The sequence below is a fragment of the Bradyrhizobium ganzhouense genome (genome assembly GCF_049949285.1).
Classification (GTDB): domain Bacteria; phylum Pseudomonadota; class Alphaproteobacteria; order Rhizobiales; family Xanthobacteraceae; genus Bradyrhizobium; species Bradyrhizobium ganzhouense.
In genome coordinates this window covers 5,778,211-5,798,136 of the sequence record NZ_CP181318.1, presented here as the reverse complement: position 1 = coordinate 5,798,136, position 19,926 = coordinate 5,778,211, and the positions used below count along the sequence as shown (strand labels likewise).

The 19,926-nt window shown below is 63.3% G+C and carries 21 protein-coding genes; 15 read left to right on the top strand and 6 right to left on the bottom strand.

The genetic code is table 11. The annotated features are described in order from the left end of the window. Together ACLFLU_RS26730 and ACLFLU_RS26725 are read right to left on the bottom strand one after the other, a co-directional pair. Positions 1-936, bottom strand: a complete 936-nt coding sequence (locus ACLFLU_RS26730; RefSeq protein ID WP_426407760.1) for a sugar kinase — start codon at positions 934-936, stop codon at positions 1-3. After that, positions 920-1,963 carry an SPFH domain-containing protein gene (locus ACLFLU_RS26725; protein WP_426407759.1) on the bottom strand — a complete coding sequence of 348 codons (1,044 nt, stop codon included), beginning with the start codon at positions 1,961-1,963 and terminating at the stop codon, positions 920-922. Before ACLFLU_RS26725 ends, ACLFLU_RS26730 begins: the two co-directional genes overlap by 17 nt. Before the next feature lie 102 nt (positions 1,964-2,065). On the opposite strand from ACLFLU_RS26725, the gene ACLFLU_RS26720 reads away from it, so the two are divergent. From ACLFLU_RS26720 to ACLFLU_RS26685, 8 genes are all read left to right on the top strand, one after another. Beyond that, a complete protein-coding gene (locus ACLFLU_RS26720) occupies positions 2,066-2,794 on the top strand; it encodes an NUDIX hydrolase (protein ID WP_426407758.1) in 729 nt (242 codons plus the stop codon). 60 nt (positions 2,795-2,854) lie between these two features. After that, positions 2,855-3,046, top strand: a complete 192-nt coding sequence (locus ACLFLU_RS26715) for a hypothetical protein (protein WP_426407757.1) — start codon at positions 2,855-2,857, stop codon at positions 3,044-3,046. Beyond that, on the top strand, positions 3,043-4,431 hold the full coding sequence (locus tag ACLFLU_RS26710) for an MFS transporter (protein WP_426407756.1): 1,389 nt from the start codon (positions 3,043-3,045) through the stop codon (positions 4,429-4,431). The genes ACLFLU_RS26715 and ACLFLU_RS26710 overlap by 4 nt, the downstream gene beginning before the upstream one ends. 122 nt (positions 4,432-4,553) lie before the next feature. Further along, positions 4,554-5,381: a 3-keto-5-aminohexanoate cleavage protein gene (locus ACLFLU_RS26705; protein WP_426407755.1), complete on the top strand. Its 828-nt coding sequence runs from the start codon at positions 4,554-4,556 to the stop codon at positions 5,379-5,381. A 132-nt stretch (positions 5,382-5,513) separates the two neighbouring features. Further along, positions 5,514-6,719: an MFS transporter gene (locus ACLFLU_RS26700; RefSeq protein WP_426407754.1), complete on the top strand. Its 1,206-nt coding sequence runs from the start codon at positions 5,514-5,516 to the stop codon at positions 6,717-6,719. Between the two features lie 180 nt (positions 6,720-6,899). After that, on the top strand, positions 6,900-8,129 hold the full coding sequence (locus tag ACLFLU_RS26695; RefSeq protein ID WP_426407753.1) for a CaiB/BaiF CoA transferase family protein: 1,230 nt from the start codon (positions 6,900-6,902) through the stop codon (positions 8,127-8,129). Positions 8,130-8,346: 217 nt separating this feature from the next. Continuing rightward, a complete protein-coding gene (locus tag ACLFLU_RS26690; protein ID WP_212334079.1) occupies positions 8,347-8,562 on the top strand; it encodes a hypothetical protein in 216 nt (71 codons plus the stop codon). Between the two features lie 99 nt (positions 8,563-8,661). Continuing rightward, positions 8,662-9,054 carry a RidA family protein gene (locus ACLFLU_RS26685; protein WP_426407752.1) on the top strand — a complete coding sequence of 131 codons (393 nt, stop codon included), beginning with the start codon at positions 8,662-8,664 and terminating at the stop codon, positions 9,052-9,054. Between the two features lie 4 nt (positions 9,055-9,058). On the opposite strand, the gene ACLFLU_RS26680 is transcribed toward ACLFLU_RS26685, so the two are convergent. Continuing rightward, the gene (locus tag ACLFLU_RS26680) at positions 9,059-9,721 is read right to left on the bottom strand and encodes a TetR/AcrR family transcriptional regulator (protein WP_426407751.1); all 663 of its coding nucleotides are present in this window, start codon (positions 9,719-9,721) and stop codon (positions 9,059-9,061) included. A gap of 214 nt (positions 9,722-9,935) precedes the next feature. Here ACLFLU_RS26680 and ACLFLU_RS26675 point away from each other — a divergent pair, with 214 nt between their 5' ends. From ACLFLU_RS26675 to ACLFLU_RS26660, 4 genes are all read left to right on the top strand, one after another. After that, positions 9,936-11,171: an acyl-CoA dehydrogenase family protein gene (locus ACLFLU_RS26675; protein WP_426407750.1), complete on the top strand. Its 1,236-nt coding sequence runs from the start codon at positions 9,936-9,938 to the stop codon at positions 11,169-11,171. 131 nt (positions 11,172-11,302) lie between these two features. Beyond that, positions 11,303-12,361 carry a phosphotransferase family protein gene (locus tag ACLFLU_RS26670; RefSeq protein WP_426407749.1) on the top strand — a complete coding sequence of 353 codons (1,059 nt, stop codon included), beginning with the start codon at positions 11,303-11,305 and terminating at the stop codon, positions 12,359-12,361. Positions 12,362-12,545: 184 nt separating this feature from the next. Further along, positions 12,546-13,130: a DUF2199 domain-containing protein gene (locus ACLFLU_RS26665; RefSeq protein WP_426407748.1), complete on the top strand. Its 585-nt coding sequence runs from the start codon at positions 12,546-12,548 to the stop codon at positions 13,128-13,130. A 58-nt stretch (positions 13,131-13,188) separates the two neighbouring features. Further along, positions 13,189-13,815: a LysE family translocator gene (locus ACLFLU_RS26660; protein WP_426407747.1), complete on the top strand. Its 627-nt coding sequence runs from the start codon at positions 13,189-13,191 to the stop codon at positions 13,813-13,815. Between the two features lie 232 nt (positions 13,816-14,047). Here the strand turns inward: ACLFLU_RS26660 and argE are convergent, their stop codons facing one another. Both argE and ACLFLU_RS26650 read right to left on the bottom strand, forming a co-directional pair. Continuing rightward, positions 14,048-15,235 carry an acetylornithine deacetylase gene (gene argE, locus ACLFLU_RS26655; protein ID WP_426407746.1) on the bottom strand — a complete coding sequence of 396 codons (1,188 nt, stop codon included), beginning with the start codon at positions 15,233-15,235 and terminating at the stop codon, positions 14,048-14,050. Between the two features lie 104 nt (positions 15,236-15,339). Further along, entirely contained in the window at positions 15,340-15,990 is a 651-nt protein-coding gene (locus ACLFLU_RS26650) for a TetR family transcriptional regulator (protein ID WP_426407745.1), read from the bottom strand. 94 nt (positions 15,991-16,084) lie between these two features. On the opposite strand from ACLFLU_RS26650, the gene ACLFLU_RS26645 reads away from it, so the two are divergent. After that, positions 16,085-16,567, top strand: a complete 483-nt coding sequence (locus ACLFLU_RS26645) for a DUF1772 domain-containing protein (protein ID WP_426407744.1) — start codon at positions 16,085-16,087, stop codon at positions 16,565-16,567. Between the two features lie 877 nt (positions 16,568-17,444). Here ACLFLU_RS26645 and ACLFLU_RS26640 read toward each other — a convergent pair. Continuing rightward, positions 17,445-18,230 carry an SDR family NAD(P)-dependent oxidoreductase gene (locus ACLFLU_RS26640; protein ID WP_148770507.1) on the bottom strand — a complete coding sequence of 262 codons (786 nt, stop codon included), beginning with the start codon at positions 18,228-18,230 and terminating at the stop codon, positions 17,445-17,447. A gap of 134 nt (positions 18,231-18,364) precedes the next feature. Between ACLFLU_RS26640 and ACLFLU_RS26635 the strand changes: the two genes are divergently transcribed. Together ACLFLU_RS26635 and ACLFLU_RS26630 are read left to right on the top strand one after the other, a co-directional pair. Beyond that, on the top strand, positions 18,365-19,063 hold the full coding sequence (locus ACLFLU_RS26635; protein ID WP_426407743.1) for a histidine phosphatase family protein: 699 nt from the start codon (positions 18,365-18,367) through the stop codon (positions 19,061-19,063). A 69-nt stretch (positions 19,064-19,132) separates the two neighbouring features. After that, positions 19,133-19,900 (top strand): SDR family NAD(P)-dependent oxidoreductase, encoded by a 768-nt coding sequence (locus ACLFLU_RS26630; protein WP_426407742.1) that lies wholly within the window; start codon positions 19,133-19,135, stop codon positions 19,898-19,900. Positions 19,901-19,926: the final 26 nt, after the last annotated feature.

Genomic DNA, 19,926 nt, shown 5'->3' with positions numbered 1-19,926 from the left:
TCACACGATCAGCCGTCCGCGCCGCTTGGCGATCCCGATCGTGACCTCGGCGCCCGCGTTGAAATCGAGGCGGTCGGCTTCGACGCCGTCGCTGAAGATGACGCCGTTCTCGGCCATCAGTGAACGGATACGCAGTTGCTCCTCAACCGCGAGCCGGCCGCAGACAAGATTGGTCTGCGAGTGGCGGCTCGGGAACGGCTCGCGCACCGCGAAGCGCAGTTCGGCTGCGTCCCAGGGCAGGGTCTCGTAACCACCCGGCAGGGGAGGTCGGCCAAAGCTGCCGGCGATCGCCAGCGAGCCGGTGACGATGCTCTTGAACCAGGCGGTCGATCCGAGCCCGGTCGCGACGATCAGCCCGCTCGAGGATTGTCGCTCCGTCGTCCCGCCGGCCGCGATCTCGTAGATCGCCGAGACATGGGTGCGTGCGCCGATGAAGAGGTCATTCACGGCGTGAAGCACCTGGCCGTCGCGCAGCCGCGCTTCCGCCATGGTCACGGCCTGGCTGTTGCGCTTGTCGGCGGCGACCTCCGGCAGCAGTTTTGCGAGATCGCCCGGTGCGAAGGGAAGCAGGATGCCGTCGTAACGCGCGGGATCCGGGTTGAGCCCGATCAGCGGATGGTGGTCGAGATACTTCATCGTATTGGCGACGACGCCGTCCTGGCCGAGCACGACCACGATGTCGTCGGCTGCGAAGATGAAGTTGGGCAGGAAGCCGCGCTCGATGACCTGGTAACGCCCCCATTGCTCCAGCACCTGCAGCGTCGCATGCCGTTGCGCGTGATAGACCTCGTGCTCGCGCTCATAGTCGGAGAAGTCGGCGCCGAGATGCTCGACATAGAAGCGTGCCTGCGCCGCCGTCAGGTAACGCGCGACCAGGTCCTCTAGCCTGGTCTTGCGCGTCACCAGCACGATCTTGCGGTCATTGGCGGCGGGCATTGGCGGCCTCCGGCTTCGGCTTCTCCATCAACTGGCTGAGCAGGTCCGGTGAGACGTTGAGCTGGCCGATCTTCTCCGCCTTCTCCGCGATGCCGGAGAAGGCTTGCGCGATCAACTGGCCCGGCTGCATGCCGGCCGCGGCGAGCGCCTGGATCACGCGGGTGTCGACGCCCTCGAAGATCTTCATCAGCGCGCCGACGCGATAGGCCTCGGCATTGGCCAGCGTCCTGGTGTTCTCGGCATTGAGGCCGACGAAGTCCTTGCGCTTGCCTTCCAGCACGATGTCCGCGGCCATGCCGGCCTGGCGCAGCTCGTTGCGCTTGGCGGCCACGCTCGCCTCGGCATCCATCTGGGTCTCGCGGATCGAGCGCTTCTTCTGTTCGACCGCGATCTCGGTGTCGAGCTCGCTCTCGCGAATCGCGCGCTCCTGCTCCACGGCGAAATTGCGCCGGGCGAAGATCGCCTCGTCCGCGGTCTTCAGGATCGCTTCGCGCGCCTGCGCCTCCAGTGCCTTTGCAGTATCGGGCGTCGGCTTGATGCCGCGGATCGACACGCCGAGGATTTCGAGGCCGAGCGCTTCGATATCGGCGCGCCCCCGCAAGCCGCCCGCAATGATGTCGGCGATGCGGTCGGAAGCCTGCAGCGCGTCCTTCAGCGTCAATTCCTTGATCGCCTGCTGCGCGAGGACTTCGACCGTGCCGAGAATGCGTTCCGGCAGCTTCTCCGGATCGTCGCTCTCATAGGTCTTGCCGTCGGACTTCAGAGTGAAGTTGAGCATCGAGGCCGCCTTCTTCGGCTCGCTGACGCGATAGGTGATGTGGCCCTGCACGGTCAGCGTCTGAAAGTCGCGCGCGATCTGCTGGAAGATGAAGGACGCGTCGCGGCTGCCGACGGGCACGGCGACGAGCGTGGTGATCGGGCCGTAGTAAAATGTGGAGAGGCCGGTGCCCTCGGCGACGACTGCGCCGGCGCGGTATTTCATCAGATAGGTGGTGGGCTGCGCCTTGATGAACCTGAGGCCGAACATGGCTTGCTCCTGTCGCTTGCTATAAGTTGGTCTGAGCAACTAAGTAAGTTGGACTGTACAACTAAGCATGCTACTGTCAAGCCCGAACGGGGGAGATCGCCGATGGCGGGTGAAGCTCGGGCCGAAGCGCTTGGAAAAGCAGGACAATTGGATTTCCCGCGGCCTCTGACCACGGTCGACGTCGTGATCTTTGCGATTCTCGACGACAGGCTTGGGGTGCTGCTGGTGCAGCGCCCAGCCGGCGATGGTGAGCCGTTTCCACTCAGCTTGGCGCTGCCGGGCGGCTTCGTGGACGTCACCAAGGACCGCGATCTCGCAGCCTGTGCGGCGCGCAAGCTGAAGGAGAAGACCGGCGTCACGAGCCCCTATCTGGAGCAGCTCGGAAGCTGGGGAAGCGCCGTGCGCGATCCGCGCGGCTGGTCGGCAACCCACGCCTATTTCGCGCTGATCCCGGAAGAGGCGGGCGTCCTCACACCTGATGCGCGCTGGTTTCCGATCCGAGACGGCAGGCTCAAAGAAAAGCTCGCCTTCGATCACGGCGACATCCTGGCAACCGCAATCCAGCGCCTGCGCAACAAGGTGGAATACACCTCGCTGCCGGCTTACCTGATGCCTGCCGAGTTCACGCTGCCGGATCTGCAGCGCGTCTACGAGATCGTGCTTGACCGTCCGCTGGAGAAGAGCGCCTTCCGTACACGGATATTGTCGGCCGACATGATCGAGCCTGTCGCAAAGATGCGGCGCGGCCCGAACCGCCCGGCGCAGCTCTATCGCCTGAAGAAGGGCACGGAGCCCGTGTATTTCGTGCGGACGTTCAATCCGCCGGAGTAGCTTGCTGAACTTACGGTTCGCGCGCGACCGCGGCCGGGGCGCTCCGGCGTAGATAACATCATGTTAGGTTTATCGAATAACTGGGTAATTGTGTTAGCCCAGCGAAAGACTATTGTCGCGCTCAATCAAGTAGCTATCGGCAGTGACAAACGCTTGCGAAAACCCGCACAGCGCGCGGAGAGTGCTGCCCAATTTCTCCAAGAAGCCCGCCAAGGGACTCCAGAAACCAATGTGGAGGAATTTTTGAGATGACTGCGATCCATCAGATGAGTCAGTCCAGGAAGGCCGCTGCGAGCGGCTGGATCGGGTCGGCTCTCGAATATTATGACTTCTTCATCTACGCGACCGCCGCGTCGCTGATCTTCCCGCAAATCTTCTTCCCGTCGGAAAATCCCACCGTCGCCATCGTTGCGTCGCTGGCGACCTATGGCGTTGGCTATGTGGCTCGCCCCATAGGCGCCTTCGTCCTCGGACATTGGGGCGACACCCACGGCCGCAAGACCGTTCTCATCGTCTGCATGTTCCTGATGGGCATCTCGACCATGGCGGTCGGGATCCTGCCGACCTATCAACAGGTCGGCATTCTGGCGCCGATCCTGCTCGTCATCCTGCGCCTCATCCAGGGCTTTGCTGTGGCCGGTGAAATCTCCGGCGCGAGCTCGATGATTTTGGAGCACGCGCCGTTCGGTCGGCGCGGCTTCTATGCGAGCTTTGCCCTTCAGGGCGTGCAGGCCGGACAGATCCTCGCAGCCGCCGTGTTCCTGCCGCTGGCGGCCTACATGCCGAACGAGGCCTTCAACAGCTGGGGCTGGCGGATTCCCTTCCTGCTCAGCTTCTTCGTCATCGCGGCCGGCTACATCATTCGTCGCGAAGTCGACGAGACCCCTGCCTTTGCCCGCGAGGGCGAGAGGGGAGAAACGCCGCGCGCGCCGATTGTTCAGGCCATCAAGCTGAGCTGGCGCGACATGCTCCGGGTCATCTGCATGGCGCTGATGAACGTCATTCCGGTCGTTGCGACCATCTTCGGTGCGGCCTACGCGGTGCAGCCGGCCTATGGCATCGGTTTCGCCAAGGACGTCTATCTCTGGATCCCGGTGCTCGGAAACATGCTGGCCGTGTTCGTCATTCCCTTCGTCGGCAATCTCTCCGACAAGGTCGGCCGCAAGCCGCCGATCATTGTGGGCGCGCTGCTCTCCGGTCTGCTCGCGTTCGGCTATCTCTATGCCATCAGCATCAAGAACGTGCCGCTGGCGATCCTGCTGTCGCTCCTGATGTGGGGCGTCGTCTATCAGGGCTACAACGCGATCTTCCCGAGCTTCTACCCGGAACTGTTTCCGACGCGCACCCGTGTGTCGGCGATGGCGATTTCGCAGAACATCGGCACGACCATCACCGCGTTGCTTCCGGCCCTGTTTGCGACCGTGGCGCCTCCCGGCTCGGCCAACATTCCCCTGACGGTCGGGGCGATCGCCTTCGGCATCACTGTCATCGCGGCGCTGGCGGCCGTCACGGCCCGGGAAACCTATCGAGTCAGCATCGATGATCTCGGCAATCCCAAAGCCGTTCCGATGGCGCGGGCCGACTACGATCGGCAGCGTGCGGAGGCGGCTGGCGGTGCGACAGCAGTCCCGACCTGATAGAAACGACTGAAGGCAATGCCGCTGCAATCGATGATGTTTGCAGCGGCAGGGCTCCACATTCTATGTGACTACTTATTCGAACTTTGTGCGCGCAAGCGCGATCATCATGAGGTCAAGACATGAACCCCGTCGTCGTCGCTGTCGCTATCACCGGCTCCGTTCCCCGCAAGAAGGACAATCCGGCGGTGCCCATCTTGCCGTCCGAACAGATTGAATCGACGCAACAGGCCTTCGAAGCCGGCGCCACGCTTGCTCACATTCATGTTCGAAACGATGATGAGACGCCGTCATCCGACCCCGAGCGCTTTGCCCTGGTGCAACAGGGGATCAGGAAGCATTGTCCGGGAATGATCGTGCAGTTCTCGACCGGCGGGCGCGGCCGCGATCCCTCGGCGCGAGGATCATCGCTCTATCTCAAGCCCGACATGGCCTCGCTCTCCACGGGATCGGTGAATTTTCCGACGATTGTCTATGAGAACAGCGCCGCCCTGGTCGACACTCTCGCCAGCGGCATGAAGACGAATGGCATCCGTCCGGAAATCGAGATCTTCGATCTGTCGCATCTGCATGGCGCCCGCCGCCTGATCGAGGCGGGGCTGATGGACGCGCGACCGCACGTGCAATTCGTCATGGGCGTCAAGAACGCGATGCCTGCCGACGAGCATGTCCTCGACATCCTCCTGGCAGAGCTGAAGCGGCTGATCCCGCAAGCGACCTGGACCGCAGCCGGGATCGGACGCCATCAGGCGGAGGTCATGGACTGGGCGCTCAAGCGGGGCGCCGATGCGGTTCGCACCGGGCTCGAGGACAATGTCAGGATCGACAAGACGCGCCTCGCCGCCAGCAATGCGGAGCTCGTGACCATCGCCGCCGAGGCTGTCACACGCCACGGCCGGCGCGTTGCCACTGCTGCCGAGGCGCGGTCCCTGCTCGGGCTCGCGGGGTAGGGCTACTGCCTCCTCCTGACATGCTTCTGGCTGCCTTCTGCCATTCGGAACCGACATTCCCCGTGAGCTGAGTCTCCGGGTAAGACAAGCTGACAGGCGTGATCGGCGCCTGCCGGGCAGGCGACGAGTGGAATGCGGTTCTTGAAATCTGACAGCAGGCTCATCGGGGTCCTGCTGGTGCTGGCAATCACCCAACTCATCGGATGGGGGACGATCGGCCTTCCGGCCGTGGTCGGCCGCGACCTCGGGGCCGATCTCGGCCTGAGCCTGCCGGCGGTGTTTGCGGGCAGCTCGGTGCTCTATGTCACCATGGGCCTGTGCGCGCCCTGGCTCGCCAAGGCCTTTGCGCGGCACGGTGCGCGCAAAGTGATGATGGTGGGCACTGTTGTTTCCGTGCCGGGCTACGTCGTTCTGTTTTTCGCGCGCGACCCGGCGCTCTATTTCGCTGGCTGGGTCATTCTCGGCATGGGCGGCAGCGCCACGTTGTCGACCGGCGCCTATATCATGCTGAACGAGGTCGCCGGACGGGGCGCCAAGAATGCCATCGGCGGCCTGATGCTGGTGACCGGGCTCTCCAGCAGCATCTTCTGGCCGACCACGTCGTTCCTCAGCGCTTGGCTCGGCTGGCGCGGGACCTGTCTTGTCTATGCGGCGATGCTGCTCGCCATCAACCTTCCGCTCTATGCGTTTATCGCGCCACGCCGGAAAATTGCGACGGACGATGGTGGCGAGGCCGTCAACGCTGCACCCCCGCCTGCGATTCCAAGAAGCACCTTCGGTCTCGTCGTCTGCGTGATCACGATGAACGCCTTCGTCAATTTCGGCATCGGTGCCATCCTGATCGAGCTGCTGCGGGCGGAGGGCCTTGCACCGGCGCAGGCGCTCGCGTTCGGCTCGATGCTCGGTGTGATCCAGGTCAGCGCCCGCGGTCTCGATTTCCTCGGCGGTGGCCGGTGGGACGGCATCACCACCGGGCTGGTCGCCGGCACCGCGCTGCCCGTCGCCATGGCGTTGCTGATGCTGAGCGAGGGCGCGACCTGGGCCGTGGCGACTTTCATCCTGCTCTATGGCGCCGGCAGCGGCGCGATGGCGGTGGCGCGCGCGACGATCCCGCTCGTGTTCTACGACCAGGCCGAGTTCGCCAAGGCGATGTCGATGATCGCACTGCCGCTCAATCTGGCGTCCGCAATCTCGCCGCCGCTGCTCGCCGGCCTGCTCACCCAGTTCGGCAGCCGCGGCGCGCTTGGGCTCACTTTGGCCTTTTCCTGCGCGACGGTGCTGATCCTGATTCTGCTGGGGCGAAGGCGGCCGCAGGTGGCTGCGGCAGCCGCGACCTGAAATCGACCGGATAATATTCGCAACGCGGAATTCAGCGTCGCGGGTGACCTCTGCTGCGGGGCGGGGGGTGGCCGTATGCCCAGCGCGCAGTGCTCGGGCCCCCAAAATGGTGTATCCGCAGGGAGCACGGTCCGCGATCTCGCCGCCGCGCCAAGATCCAGTTCCCCGGAGGAAATCGACATGTCGGCCTTGCCGCTCTCAGGCATCAAGATCCTTGACCTCACGCGTGTGCTCGCAGGGCCCTTGTCGGCTCAGATGCTGGGCGATCTCGGCGCGGAGGTGATCAAGATCGAGCGGCCCGGCACCGGCGACGACGCGCGCGCCTTCGGCCCGCCTTATCTGACCGATCCCGAGGGCAAGGCGAACAACAACAATTCGTTCTATCTCTGCGCCAACCGCAACAAGAAGTCGGTCACCGTCAACATCGCCAAGCCCGAGGGGCAGGCGATCATCCGCGAGCTTGCGAAAGACGCCGACGTCTTCATGGAGAACTACAAGGTCGGCGATCTCAAGCGCTACGGCCTCGACTACGAGACGATCAAGGCGATCAACCCGAAGATCATCTATTGCTCGGTGACCGGCTTCGGCCAGACCGGACCCTACGCGCCGCGCGCCGGCTATGACGCGATCCTGCAGGCGATGGGCGGCCTGATGAGCGTCACCGGCCACATCGACGGCGAACCCGGCGAGGGCCCGATGAAGGTCGGCCCGTCGATTGTCGACTACATGACCGGCATGAACACCTCGATCGGGCTTTTGTCGGCGCTCTACCATCGTGACGCCAATGGCGGGCAGGGACAGCACATCGACGTCTGCCTGTTCGATACCGTCATCGCGTCGCTGTCGCACTGGCTGCAGATCTACCTCGTCAACGGCAAGACGCCGCCGCGCCGCGGCACCTGGGGCAATGGCGGGATGCCGGCCGGCGTGTTCCGCTGCACCGATGGCGAATTGATGCTGGTGGTCGGCAATGACGGCCAGTTCCAGCGCACCTGCGCCGTGCTCGGCCAGCCCGAGCTCGCCAACGACAAGCGCTTCATCAAGAACAACGACCGCGTCGTGCACGGCAAGGAGATCATGGCGATCTTCGCCGGCCTGTTCCTGACCAAGCCTGTGGCTTATTGGCTGGACAAGCTTGAGGAGGCCGGCGTGCCGTCAGGTCCGATCAACAATTTCGAGCAGGTGTTTTCCGATCCGCACGTGCAGTCGCGCGGCATGCGGGTGAAGGTCGACCATCCCTTCGAGCCCGATCTGTCGCTGATCCGCAACGCGCTGACCTTCTCGGAGACCCCGATCAAGACCTACCGCGCCCCGCCGCTGCTCGGCGAGCACACGCAGGAGGTGTTAGGTGCCAAACTCGGCTATGATGCGGGGAAGATCGAGGAGCTGAAGAAGCAGGGGATTATCTGATTTCATGACCGGCAAGACCAGGACGCGCGCGCAATGCTCGGGCTGGGTTAGAAGCCACGCTGTCGTCGATCAATTCGTGACGGAAGCATGACGATCTCGCGGCCTTGCGCGAGGCTTGCGCGCAATCCCCAGACAAATCCGGTCCGTAGTACAACCGGCTTCCGCTTCGCGCGCGACTTCAGATTCGATCTCTCCACTGGGTTCGGGAGGGAAGTGCATGTCCTACACCATCGGGTTCCAAGCAAAGGACCAGAAGGCAATTCTGGCAACCGAGGCGGCAACAGCCAACCAGGCTGTCGCGATCATTGCCGCGTTGCGGCAAAGTGCCGAAGAAATAAAGTTCATCCGCTCGCCGCAGGAAGGCGACATGGGCATCGAGATGCTGCTGCTGCTCGCCAAGGAAGAGGCCGAGGAGATGCCGCAGCGGGTCTAACCCCGCGAAGGCGATCATACTTCGATCAGAAGCGAAACATGCCGGCTGCAGAATAATGTAGTCAGCGGTCAGTCTCGCTTGAACCGAAGGTGGCCGCCCATGAAACGCGAAGCGCTCCGCGTCGAACCGATCTCGTCCTTTCTCGACCGCGTCAAGGCGCCGACCTCGCCGGTGACGCGCGCCGGCAACATGATCTTCGTCGCTGGCCTGCCGCCGTTCGACCCCGAGACGGGCGCGATCGGCGGGATGGGAATCGAGCGGCAGAGCGAGATCATCATGGAGCAGATGAAGCTCTGCCTGGAGACGGCCGGCGCCTCGCTGGACAACGTCATGAAGTGCAACGTCTATTGCACCTCGACCAAGCATTTCGCTGCGTTCAACGCGATCTATGCGCGCTACTTCCCGGTCGATCCGCCGGCGCGGATCTTTGTCTGCACGCCGGAATGGTTCGGTCCGTTCGATGTCGAGATCGATTGCATCGCGATGATGTGACGCGCTACCGCGCAGCAACCTTGGACGGCATCTTGGCTTCGGCTTTGCCCGCCGTCAGCGCCATCGTCGCCACGCTGACCACGCGCGCGACGACGTCCTCGACGTCGTCGAGATCGCATCGACCTTCCGAGAGCTTCGTCAGGCGCTCGCTCTCGCGGATGGTGTGGTGCGCCATCGCGAGCGCAAAATTCAGGCCCCAATAAATATCGACATCGCTGCGGTCGGGCAGGGACCTTCGCATCGCGCCGGCGAATTTCCGCAGATGATCGATCTCGCGGTTCTTGATGCGGCGGATCGGCGGCACGGATTCGATCGAGGCGCGGATCATGAAGCGTGCCGCGGTCGAGCGCTGGTTCTCAGGACCCAAGCAACCGCGCAGCGTCGGTCCCACAAGTGCGCGCAAGATCACCTCGATCGGCGCGCGGCCGCCGCCTGCTTCCTCGGCCGCCTTCAACTCGTGCAGGCGCTCGCGGTTGGTCGCGATCGAGCGGGTGACAAATAATTCCGCGATCAGCTCGTCCTTCGAGCCGAAATGATAGTTCACCGCGGCCAGGTTGACATCGGCCTCCGCGACGATGTCGCGCAGCGTGACGTCGCCAAAGCCGCGATCGGCGTAGAGCCGTTCGGCGGCGGCGAGAATGGCAGACCTCGTATGATCGCTGGCCATGGAAGCCCTCAGGGAGGGAGTTGCATTTCAAACAGTTGTATGAAACTATCGTTTGAAGGCCGGGAAAAGTCAATCCGCATGATGGAATTGCGCCGCAGCAAAGTGGCGCCGGTTCCACGACCCGCGATCCGCCGAATGGCGCTTGCGGGCCGCGCATGGCGGGAGGACAGTCCGGCGCAAAACAGGCTTTCAAAGCGAGACCGAGGAGCGTCCCATGGATTTCGATCTGTCCCCCAAGCAGAAGGAATGGCTCGACCGCGTGCAGTCCTTCATGACCAAGCACGTACGTCCGGCGGTGCCGATCTATAACGAGCAGGACAAGAGCGGCGACCGCTGGAAGGTCATCCCGGTCCTGGAGGACCTCAAGAAGAAGGCGAAGGCCGAAGGCCTCTGGAACATGTTCATGCCGCCGAGCGAGCATGAGGATGACGAATTCCGCGGCGCGGGATTGACCAACCTCGAATACGCGCTGCTGTCCGAGCAGATGGGCCACATCTCCTGGGCCTCGGAAGTGTTCAACTGCTCCGCGCCCGACACCGGCAACATGGAGGTGTTCATCCGCTACGGCTCCAAGGAGCAGAAGCGCAAATGGCTGCGTCCGCTGATGGACGGCGAGATCCGCTCTGCCTTCCTGATGACGGAACCGGCGGTTGCGTCCTCCGACGCCACCAACATCGAGACCCGCATCGAGAAGGATGGCGATCACTACGTCATCAACGGCCGCAAATGGTGGTCGTCCGGCGTCGGCGATCCCCGCTGCAAGATCGCGATCCTGATGGGCAAGACCGATTTCAACGCGGCCAAGCATCAGCAGCAGTCGCAGATCCTGGTTCCGCTCGACACGCCCGGCATCAAGGTCGAGAAGATGCTCCCCGTGTTCGGCTTCGACGACGCGCCGCATGGCCACGCCCAGGTGCTGCTCGAGAACGTGCGCGTGCCGAAGGAGAACATCCTGCTCGGCGAGGGCCGCGGCTTCGAGATCGCGCAAGGCCGTCTCGGCCCCGGCCGTATTCACCACTGCATGCGCACCATCGGCAAGGCCGAGGAAGCGCTGGAGAAGATGGTGAAGCGGCTGATGTCGCGCACCGCCTTCGGCAAGAAGATCGTCGAGCACTCTGTGTGGGAGCAGCGCATCGGCGAGGCCCGTACCAACATCGAGATGACGCGCCTGCTCTGCCTCAAGGCCGCCGACATGATGGACAAGGTCGGCAACAAGACCGCGCAGGCCGAGATCGCCATGATCAAGGTCGCAGCGCCCAACATGGCGCTGAAGATCATCGACGAGGCGATCCAAGCTTTTGGCGGCGCGGGCGTCTCGGATGAGGCCGGGCTTGCCAAGGACTACGCCGGCATCCGCACGCTGCGGCTCGCCGACGGTCCGGACGAGGTGCACAATCGTGCCATTGCAAGGTTAGAGGTTCGGAAGTATGCCAATTCTCCCAAGCATTAAGCGGGAGAGCCGGGAAGCGCTCCCGACTTGAAGAAACGACAGGACATGATCCGCGTCGGATGACCGCTTGACGCAAGTGCGTCAGCGGTTACCGATTAGGATCATGTTCGGACTGAAGAGGGAGCGTCACCGTGGCTGACGGCGTCAGGAAAGACGAAGAGTTCTCGGGCACCAAGCCGGTCGAGGAGCGTCATCGCTTCGACGAGCTGCGGCTCGAGGCCTGGATGCGCGAGCACGTCGAAGGCTTTGAAGGACCGCTGGTCGTCCTGCAGTTCAAGGGCGGCCAATCCAATCCGACCTACCGGCTGAACACGCCGAAGCGCTCCTACGTGATGCGCAGAAAGCCGTTCGGCAAATTGCTGCCGTCGGCGCATGCGGTCGATCGCGAATATCGCGTCATCGCCGCCCTTGGAAAGCAGGGCTTTCCGGTCGCGCACGCTTACGCGCTGTGCCAGGACGACAGCATCATCGGCGCCGCCTTCTACATCATGTCGATGGAAGACGGCCGCGTGTTCTGGGATCCCACGCTGCCGAGCCAGGACAATGATGCGCGGCGAAAAATCTTCACCAGCAAGATCGAGACGCTGGCGAAACTCCACATGTACGATCCCGTCGCGATCGGTCTTGGTGATTTCGGCAAGCCCGGCAATTACTTTGCCCGGCAGATCGACCGCTGGACCAAGCAGTATCGCGCGTCCGAGACGCAGCACATTCCGGAGTTCGAGAAGGTCGCCGAATGGCTGCCCAAGACCGTGCCGGAGCAGGCGCGCGTCTCGATCGTCCACGGCGACTACCGCCTGGACAACATGATTTTCCATGCGACGGAACCGCGCGTGCAGGCCGTGCTGGACTGGGAGCTGTCGACGCTCGGCGATCCCATGGCCGACTTCACCTATCTGTTGATGCAGTGGGTCATGCCGGGCCTGCACGGCGCCGACCTCAAGGCGCTCAACATCCCGAGCGTGGAAGAAGCCGCGCAGATCTATTGCAACGTCACCAGGATGACGGTGCCTGATCTCAACTGGTACTTCGCCTACAATCTGTTCCGCCTCGCCGGCATCACCCAAGGCATCGCCGGCCGCGTCCGCGACGGCACCGCGGCGAACGCCAAAGCGCTGGAGTCTGCCAAGCGCACCGTGCCGCTGTCAAAGGCCTCATGGGAATACGCGCAGAAGGCAGGCACGGTGTAGGACTGAGAGGGGCGCGGCTGAGGGCCGCGCCTTTTGCTTTGGCACGTCGCTGTCCCCACACGCTCCGTCATTGCGAGCGAAGCGAAGCAATCCAGAATCTTTCCGCAGCGGCAGTCTGGATTGCTTCGTCGCAAGAGCTCCTCGCAATGACGGGGGGTGTCGGTCCCCGTGCTGATGTTGCACCATGCAGGATAACGATCTTTCCAACGATCCCCGATGGCGCCGCATGTGGGAGCGGCCATGGCGCTGCGAATCATGCCAGGGCGAGCACAAGGGCATCTTCGACCTCGCTTGCGACAATCCCCAGCAATGGCCAGGAAAGGTACAGATTGCGCCGAACAGCGCGCTCGATCTCAACGGCGACTTCCTCTCGGAGGATTTTTGCGTTCTCCGCGGCGAGCACTTCTTCGTGCGCGCGGTGCTCGAGCTGCCAATCATTGGTGGTGAGGGCAAGTGCTTCGGTTTCGGCGTGTGGGCGACGCTGTCGCGCCAAAATTTCGAGCGCTATGTCAGGACCTTCGACGGCGGCGAGCAGGTGGGTCTCGGACCGTGGTTCGGCTGGTTCTCGAACCGGCTCGCAGGTTATCCCGATACGCTCAATCTCAAGTGCCAACTGCATTTTCAGGACGATCGCCAGCGCCCAAAAGTCGAGCTGGAGCCGACCGAGCATCCGTTGGCCGTGGAGCAGCAGCGTGGAATGACGTTCGACAGGCTGCTTGAGATTTACGCCCTCTACGGCCATGATATCCGGCGGTCGTTGACGGATTGATCGCTGGCCTCGCGCGGCCGCATATATGCCCTCCGGCGAAGCCAAGGAAGCCAGTGACATGATCGACCGCGCCACCCTCGTCACCTACATCCTGATCGTTCTCGGCTTCGTCTTCATTCCCGGCCCGGCTACGCTCCTCACCATGGCGCGTGCCGCAAGCTCGGGAACCAAGGTCGGTATCGCGACGGGCGCGGGGATTGCGGCCGGTGATTTGATCCACACCAGCATGGCGATCGTCGGCCTGTCGGCAATCATTGCGACCTCTGCGCTGCTGTTCAGCATCGTCAAATATGCCGGCGCAGGCTTCCTGATCTATCTCGGCATTCGCGCGATGCTCGACAAGGCGCCGATCGAGCTGAATGGCGGCGCGCCCGCGATCAGCGCTGGCCGCGCCTTCCGTCAGGCCGTGCTGACCGAGGTGCTCAATCCCAAGACTGCGCTGTTCTTCCTCGCCTTCCTGCCGCAATTCGTGAGGCCGGAGCACGGTGCGATCACACTTCAGCTTGCAATCCTCGGAATCGTCTTCGTGCTGCTCGGCCTGCTCAGCACTGTCGTATTCGCCGTCGGCGCCGGCCGCCTCGGCAATCTCCTGCGCCGCCACCCTGCTGTCGCGAAGTGGCAGGGCAAGGTGGTCGGGACCGTCTACTGCGCCGTCGGCGTGCGGCTAGCGTTGCAGGAGCGATGAGGCGCGGCGCGTGCCCGTAGCCTGGATGAGCGCAGCGATATCCGGGTAAAGTGTTCCCGCATGTCGCTCTGCTCATGCAGGATTCGCTCTGCTCGCACACACTCCCGTCATTGCGAGGAGCCCGCGACAAAATTGCAGAGCAATTTTGCGCTGGTGCGACGAAGCAATCCAGGCTGCCCCCGCGGAACGATTCTGGATTGCTTCGCTTCGCTCGCAATGACGAAGAGGAGTATCAGCCCTTCGCGCAATGCGCGATCAGCTTCTCGACGAACCCCGCGCACTTCTCCAACTCCGCCATCGCCACGAACTCATCCGGTGTATGCGCCTGCGCGATTGAGCCCGGGCCGATCACCACCGAGGGGATATCGGCCATGCTGGCAAACAAACTCGCCTCGGTGCCGAAGGCGACCTTGGCGTGGTCGTTGCGGCCGGCGAGGCTCTTCGCCAGCGTGACGATGGCGGCGTCGGCCTTGGTGTCGAGGGCGGGGTAGTCGAGGATCTCCTCGAAATCGATGCCGCATTCCGGGCTCTTCGCCTTCATCGCCGGCTCGAGCTCGGCCCTGGCCCAGGCGACGATCGCATCCGTCACCTCCCTGGACTCGGTGATGCCGATGCCGCGGCATTCGAAATCCACGGTGCAGGTGTCAGGCACGATGTTCAGCGCCGCGCCGCCATGCACGATGCTGGTCAGCAGCGTCGAGTGCGGAACATCGTAGAGACTGCTGCGCTCGACTTCGGTCGCAAGCTTCACCGCGCGGCGGCGGATCTCGGTGATCAGCTCGGCGGCGTATTCGATGGCGTTGACGCCGTCGGGCGCGATCGAGGAGTGGCGGGCGAGGCCGTGGAACGTGGCGCGTACGCCGTGCTTGCCCTTGTGGCCGATGATGACCTTCATCTCGGTCGGCTCGCCGATGAAGGCGCCGAGCGGTCTCACTTTCTTCTTCGCGACCTCGGCAAGCATCGGCCGCACGCCGATACAGCCGATCTCCTCGTCATAGGAGATCGCAAGATGAATCGGCGTGTTCAGCTTCGCTTCCAGCATCTCCGGCACCATGGCCAGGCACACCGCGACAAAGCCCTTCATGTCAGTGGTGCCGCGGCCGTAGAGCTTGCCGTCGCGCTCGACGAGCTTGAACGGATCGTGGCTCCAGTCCTGTCCAACGACGGGCACGACGTCGGTATGCCCCGATAGCACGAGACCGGGCCGATCCTCCGGTCCGATCGTGACCCACAGCGAAGCCTTCTGTCCGGTCTCGTCGGTGATGCGCTCGCCCTTGATGCCGAGGAAGGCGAGATAGCTCTCGATATGCGCGATCAGGGGCAAATTGGTGCGATCGCTGATCGTGTCGAAGCCGACCAGCTCGGCGAGGAGGTTGCGGATGCGATCGGCTCTGGAACTCGGGAAAATCGGGTTGGGCATTGTCTCGTTCATGAGATGGAGGATGGCGTCGCCGCTTGCACGAAACATACCAATGGAGTGGCGGTTCGGGCAAACCCGATCGCCAAAGGTACTTTCGCCGAAACTCAGCCGAGTGCGGAGAGATCTTTCGGCAGCATGCGCTTGAACAGGTCGAGCGTACGCCGCGCCTCCGCCGGCGGCAATGCGATAGCATGACGAACCGCAGCGGCGATCTGGATCATCGCCAGCTGCGAGAACACGGTGAGGGCGACGGCGGGCTGCCTCGGCGCGACACGCGTGAGCGCGTCGCGCAACAGGCCGACAAGAAAGGCGACGTCCTCCTCGTCGATGGCCTGAAGCGTCCGGTCGCCTTGCGTCGCCTGCCAGATGTGATGCATCACGGGATGCTCGCGGAACATCTGATAGTAGCCATCGGTGATGCGGCACAGCGCCGCGTGCAGGTCCGACAGCTTCTTCATCTCGGCGAGATCGCGCCGGACGCAGTCGTGGCCGATGGCATTGCAGCGTTCGGCGAGCGTCCCGATCACGGCGCTCTTGTCCGGAAAATATTGATAGAGCGAGCCGAAGGCGATGCCGGTGCGCGCGACGATGTCGCTCATCCGGAAGGCGTCGCTGCCTTTCTCGGTGAGGATCTCGGTCGCCGCGGTCAGGATGCGATCGAAACGCTCCCGGCTGCGGTCCTGCGTCGGCACCAGCGGCGTGCGCCGTTCAGCCGCCTGCGTCGCTTTGCCTGTCCTGATCTTCCGTTCCGGCATCCTGATTCCCGCCATCCGCGCTTGACGCCAGAAATAAGAGAGTTTATCGCCTTTATCAAATACGAGAGTTTATCGTGTTCAAGGAAGGTGTGGCATGCGGCAGGTTTTGACGAGCGGATTGCTCTGGTTTTCGGCCCTGGGCTGCGGCCTCATGGCCGGCGTCTATTTTACGTTCTCGACCTTCGTCATGACCGCGCTCGGCAGGCTGGACCAGGCCGCCGGTATCGCGGCGATGAACGCCATCAATGTCGATATCGTGCGCTCGCTGTTCATGCCGCTGTTCCTCGGCACCACGGTCGCGGGCGTTGCATTGGTGGTGATGGGGGCACTGCGTCTCGGTGAGCCGGGAGCGATCAGCATGATCGCCGGGGGCGGTCTCTATGTCATCGGCATGTTCGTGGTCACGGTGGTGTTCAACGTGCCGCTGAACGATGCGTTAGCCGCGGTGCAGCCGTCGTCGCCGGAGGCGGGCACGCTGTGGGCGGCGTATCTGAAGGACTGGGTGTTCTGGAATCATGTGCGGACGGTGGCGTCGCTGGTCGCGAGCGCGCTGTTTGTCTCAGTTCTTGCTTCGTAGCCCGGATGGAGCGAAGCGAAATCCGGGGCCGCTGCGTCCGTATGGATGGAATCCCGGATTACGCTTCGCTCCATCCGGGCTACAAGACTACAACACCTTGCGCTGACTGACGGGCAAAACACGCTAGGCATAGGGCAATCCGCACCGCCAAAATATTCTACTTTACCGAAATTCGGAAACGGCGTATGTGTCGCGTAACCCGGCCCAAGGAAGAGGGGCGTATCGCGATCGTCACGAACGCGGGCCGGGCGGCGGTGGACGCAGGCCACATCGGCGCGGCGGGTTTTGCAGGGCGGGCAACCGTGAGCAAAGGCGTTGCGCACACGACCGGTGCGATCTGCGTACGGCGAAATCGTGTGGTCCTGACGCCCGGGGTCTGTGCGTCAAGTCTCGCAGAGATGCGTGTGGCCCAACCGGGTTCGCGCATCGATCATCCGCGAGACGACGGGGGCAATAGTGCATCGCTCCCCGGGGAGAGCGCGACATAAGCCGTCAAACCACTGCGCAGGGAAGGCCGGATGGCTCGGCTGCCCTGTTATCCGCTGTGCAGTGTAGCGCAATCTACTCATGGCATAGCGGTCAATGGGAGCCAGCCGGCTCCCGACCTTCCCTGCGCCCTCTTTCAATCGAGGGTGAGGCGACGAAGCAAAGCTCGGGCGAGATGAGCCGCGAGAGGGCGAAGGTGTGTCTGCAGTTTGAAGTTGGTGCGTGCACCAATCTGTGACCGTCACCCTGAGGCGCCGGAGCGAAGCGGAGGCCTCGAAGGGCGACGGCCCCGCTGCATCCCGGCCGTACATCCTTCGAGGCTCGGCTTGCGATGCATTCGCATCACAAGCCTCGCACCTCAAGGATGACGGAGCAAATATCAGCGATGACGTTAAACCGGCTTCCCCGTATACGGCATCGACGCCGTGAGGCCGCCGTCCACCGGGAATGCCTGGCCGTTCACATACGACGCCTCGTCACTGGCCAGGAACAATCCCATCGCGGCGAGCTCGTGCGGCTGGCCGGGGCGCTTGAGCGGATTGAGCTGGCCGATCTTGTCGGCAGTGCCGCGCTCCTTGGCGCGATCGAAGATCGGCTTGGTCATGCCGGTTTCGATCAGGCCCGGGCACACCGCATTGATGCGCACGCCGGTGCCGGTGAGCGAATAGGCGGTGGTCTGCACCAGGGAGATCACGCCGGCCTTGCTCGCTGCGTAGGGATGCCCGCTCGCGCCGGCCTTGAGTCCCGCAACCGATGCGGTGAGCACGATCGCGCCGGACTGCTGCTTCACCATGTGCGGCATCGCATGCTTCACCGCGAGGAACGGTCCGATCAAATTGATGCGCAGCACCTCTTGCCATTGTTCCACGGTCTGCTCGCCGAGCGGAACGAGTCCGCCCGAGACGCCGGCATTGGCCCAGATCACGTCGAGCCTTCCGTGCGTCTTTACGGCCTTGTCGATGACGGCGATGACGTCCTGCTCGGAGCCGGCATCGGCGATCATCGCTTCCGCAACACCGCCGGCCTTCTTCACCTCGTCGACGGTCTCCTTCACCGCCTCGGTACGATCGACCGCGATCAGTTTTGCGCCTTCCCTGGTGAACAGCAGCGCAGCTGCGCGGCCGATGCCGCTGCCGGCGCCGGTGATGATGACGGATTTGCCTTGCAGACGGCCCATGCGTTTCTCCCTTTGGTGTGCCGCGTGACGCTTGCCGCGCGACGGAATTTCAAACAGAATTTCAAACGGTAAAGTGTCTTGAGACACGTTCGCTACTGACGTACAGCGACATCACACGGGATGGAAGAGGCTCAATGGCAACCGCAGACAAGCCGAATGTGGTCACGACACGCTGGTGGTGGGTTCGTCACGCGCCGGTGCGCAATGACGGCGGCAACATCTACGGACAGAGCGATCTTCCCTGCGACACCAGCGACACCTACGTGTTCAATGCTGTTGCCAAGGTGCTGCCACGCAACGCGGTGTGGTATTCGAGCAATCTGATGCGCACGCACCAGACCGCGGAAGCGATCTGGGAGGCGGGCTATCCGCGGCCTGCGTCGATGAAATGGGAAGCGGACCTCGCCGAGCAGAATCTCGGCCGCTGGCAGGGCATGAATCGCGCCGAGTTCATCGCCAGCCGCCCCGTCGGCTCGAGCTGGTTTGCCGACATCAACGAGCCCGCGCCCGGCGGCGAAAGTTTTATGGATCTCTACAACCGCACCCGCCGCACCGTCGAGCGGATCAACAATGAGGTGGCCGGGCAGGACGTGATCGCGGTCGCGCATGGCGGCACCATCAAGGCGGCGATCGGCCTCGCGCTCGACGGCCAGGTGGAACGGGCGCTGTCGTTCGACATCGACAATGTCTCGATCACGCGGCTCGATTATTTCGCAAGCCGCGAGCGCACGGTCTGGCGGCTGCCGATGGTGAACCAGCAGCCGTGGATCGCGGACGACGCGCATGCCGAGATGCATCAGCCGGCGGGACCGGAAGTCAAGAAGCTCGCCTGAGGCTGTTGTCCGTTCGGGCGGACGCGGCGTAAGCTTCAAGCCAATCAAATCATACTCTGGGAGAGAAACATGACCTTGTTCGACATGAAGGGCAAAGTTGCCGTCATCACCGGCTCGACGCGCGGCATCGGGCTTGCGATCGCCGAGCGCATGGCCGAGCACGGCGCCAAGGTGGTGATCTCCTCGCGTAAGGCCGATGTCTGCGATGAGGTCGCCAAGGGCATCAACGCCAAGTTCGGCAAGGGCACCGCGGTCGCGATCGCGGCGAACATCTCCTCAAAAGAGAATCTGCAAAACCTGGTCGACGAGAGCAACCGCGCCTTCGGCAAGATCGACGTGCTGGTCTGCAACGCCGCGTCGAACCCGTATTACGGTCCGCTTGCCGGCATCTCCGACGATCAGTTCCGCAAAATTCTCGACAACAACATCGTCGCCAACAACTGGCTGATCTCGATGGTGGTGCCGCAGATGATCGAGCGCAAGGACGGCTCGGTCATCATCGTCTCCTCGATCGGCGGCCTCAAGGGCTCGACCATCCTCGGCGCTTACGCGATCTCGAAGGCCGCCGACATGCAACTCGCGCGCAACCTGGCTTGCGAATACGGCAAGCACAACATCCGCGTGAACTGCATCGCGCCCGGCCTGATCAAGACCGATTTCGCGAAAGCGCTGTGGGACAATCCGGAGAACCTGAAGGCCTCGACCGCGCGCTCGCCGCTGCTCCGCATCGGCATCCCCGACGAGATCGCGGGCGCCGCGGTGTTCCTGGGATCAGCGGCCGGCGACTTCATGACCGGCCAGACCATGGTGATCGACGGCGGCGCGACGATTAGTTGATGTATCTCTCGGGTCCCGGACGCGGT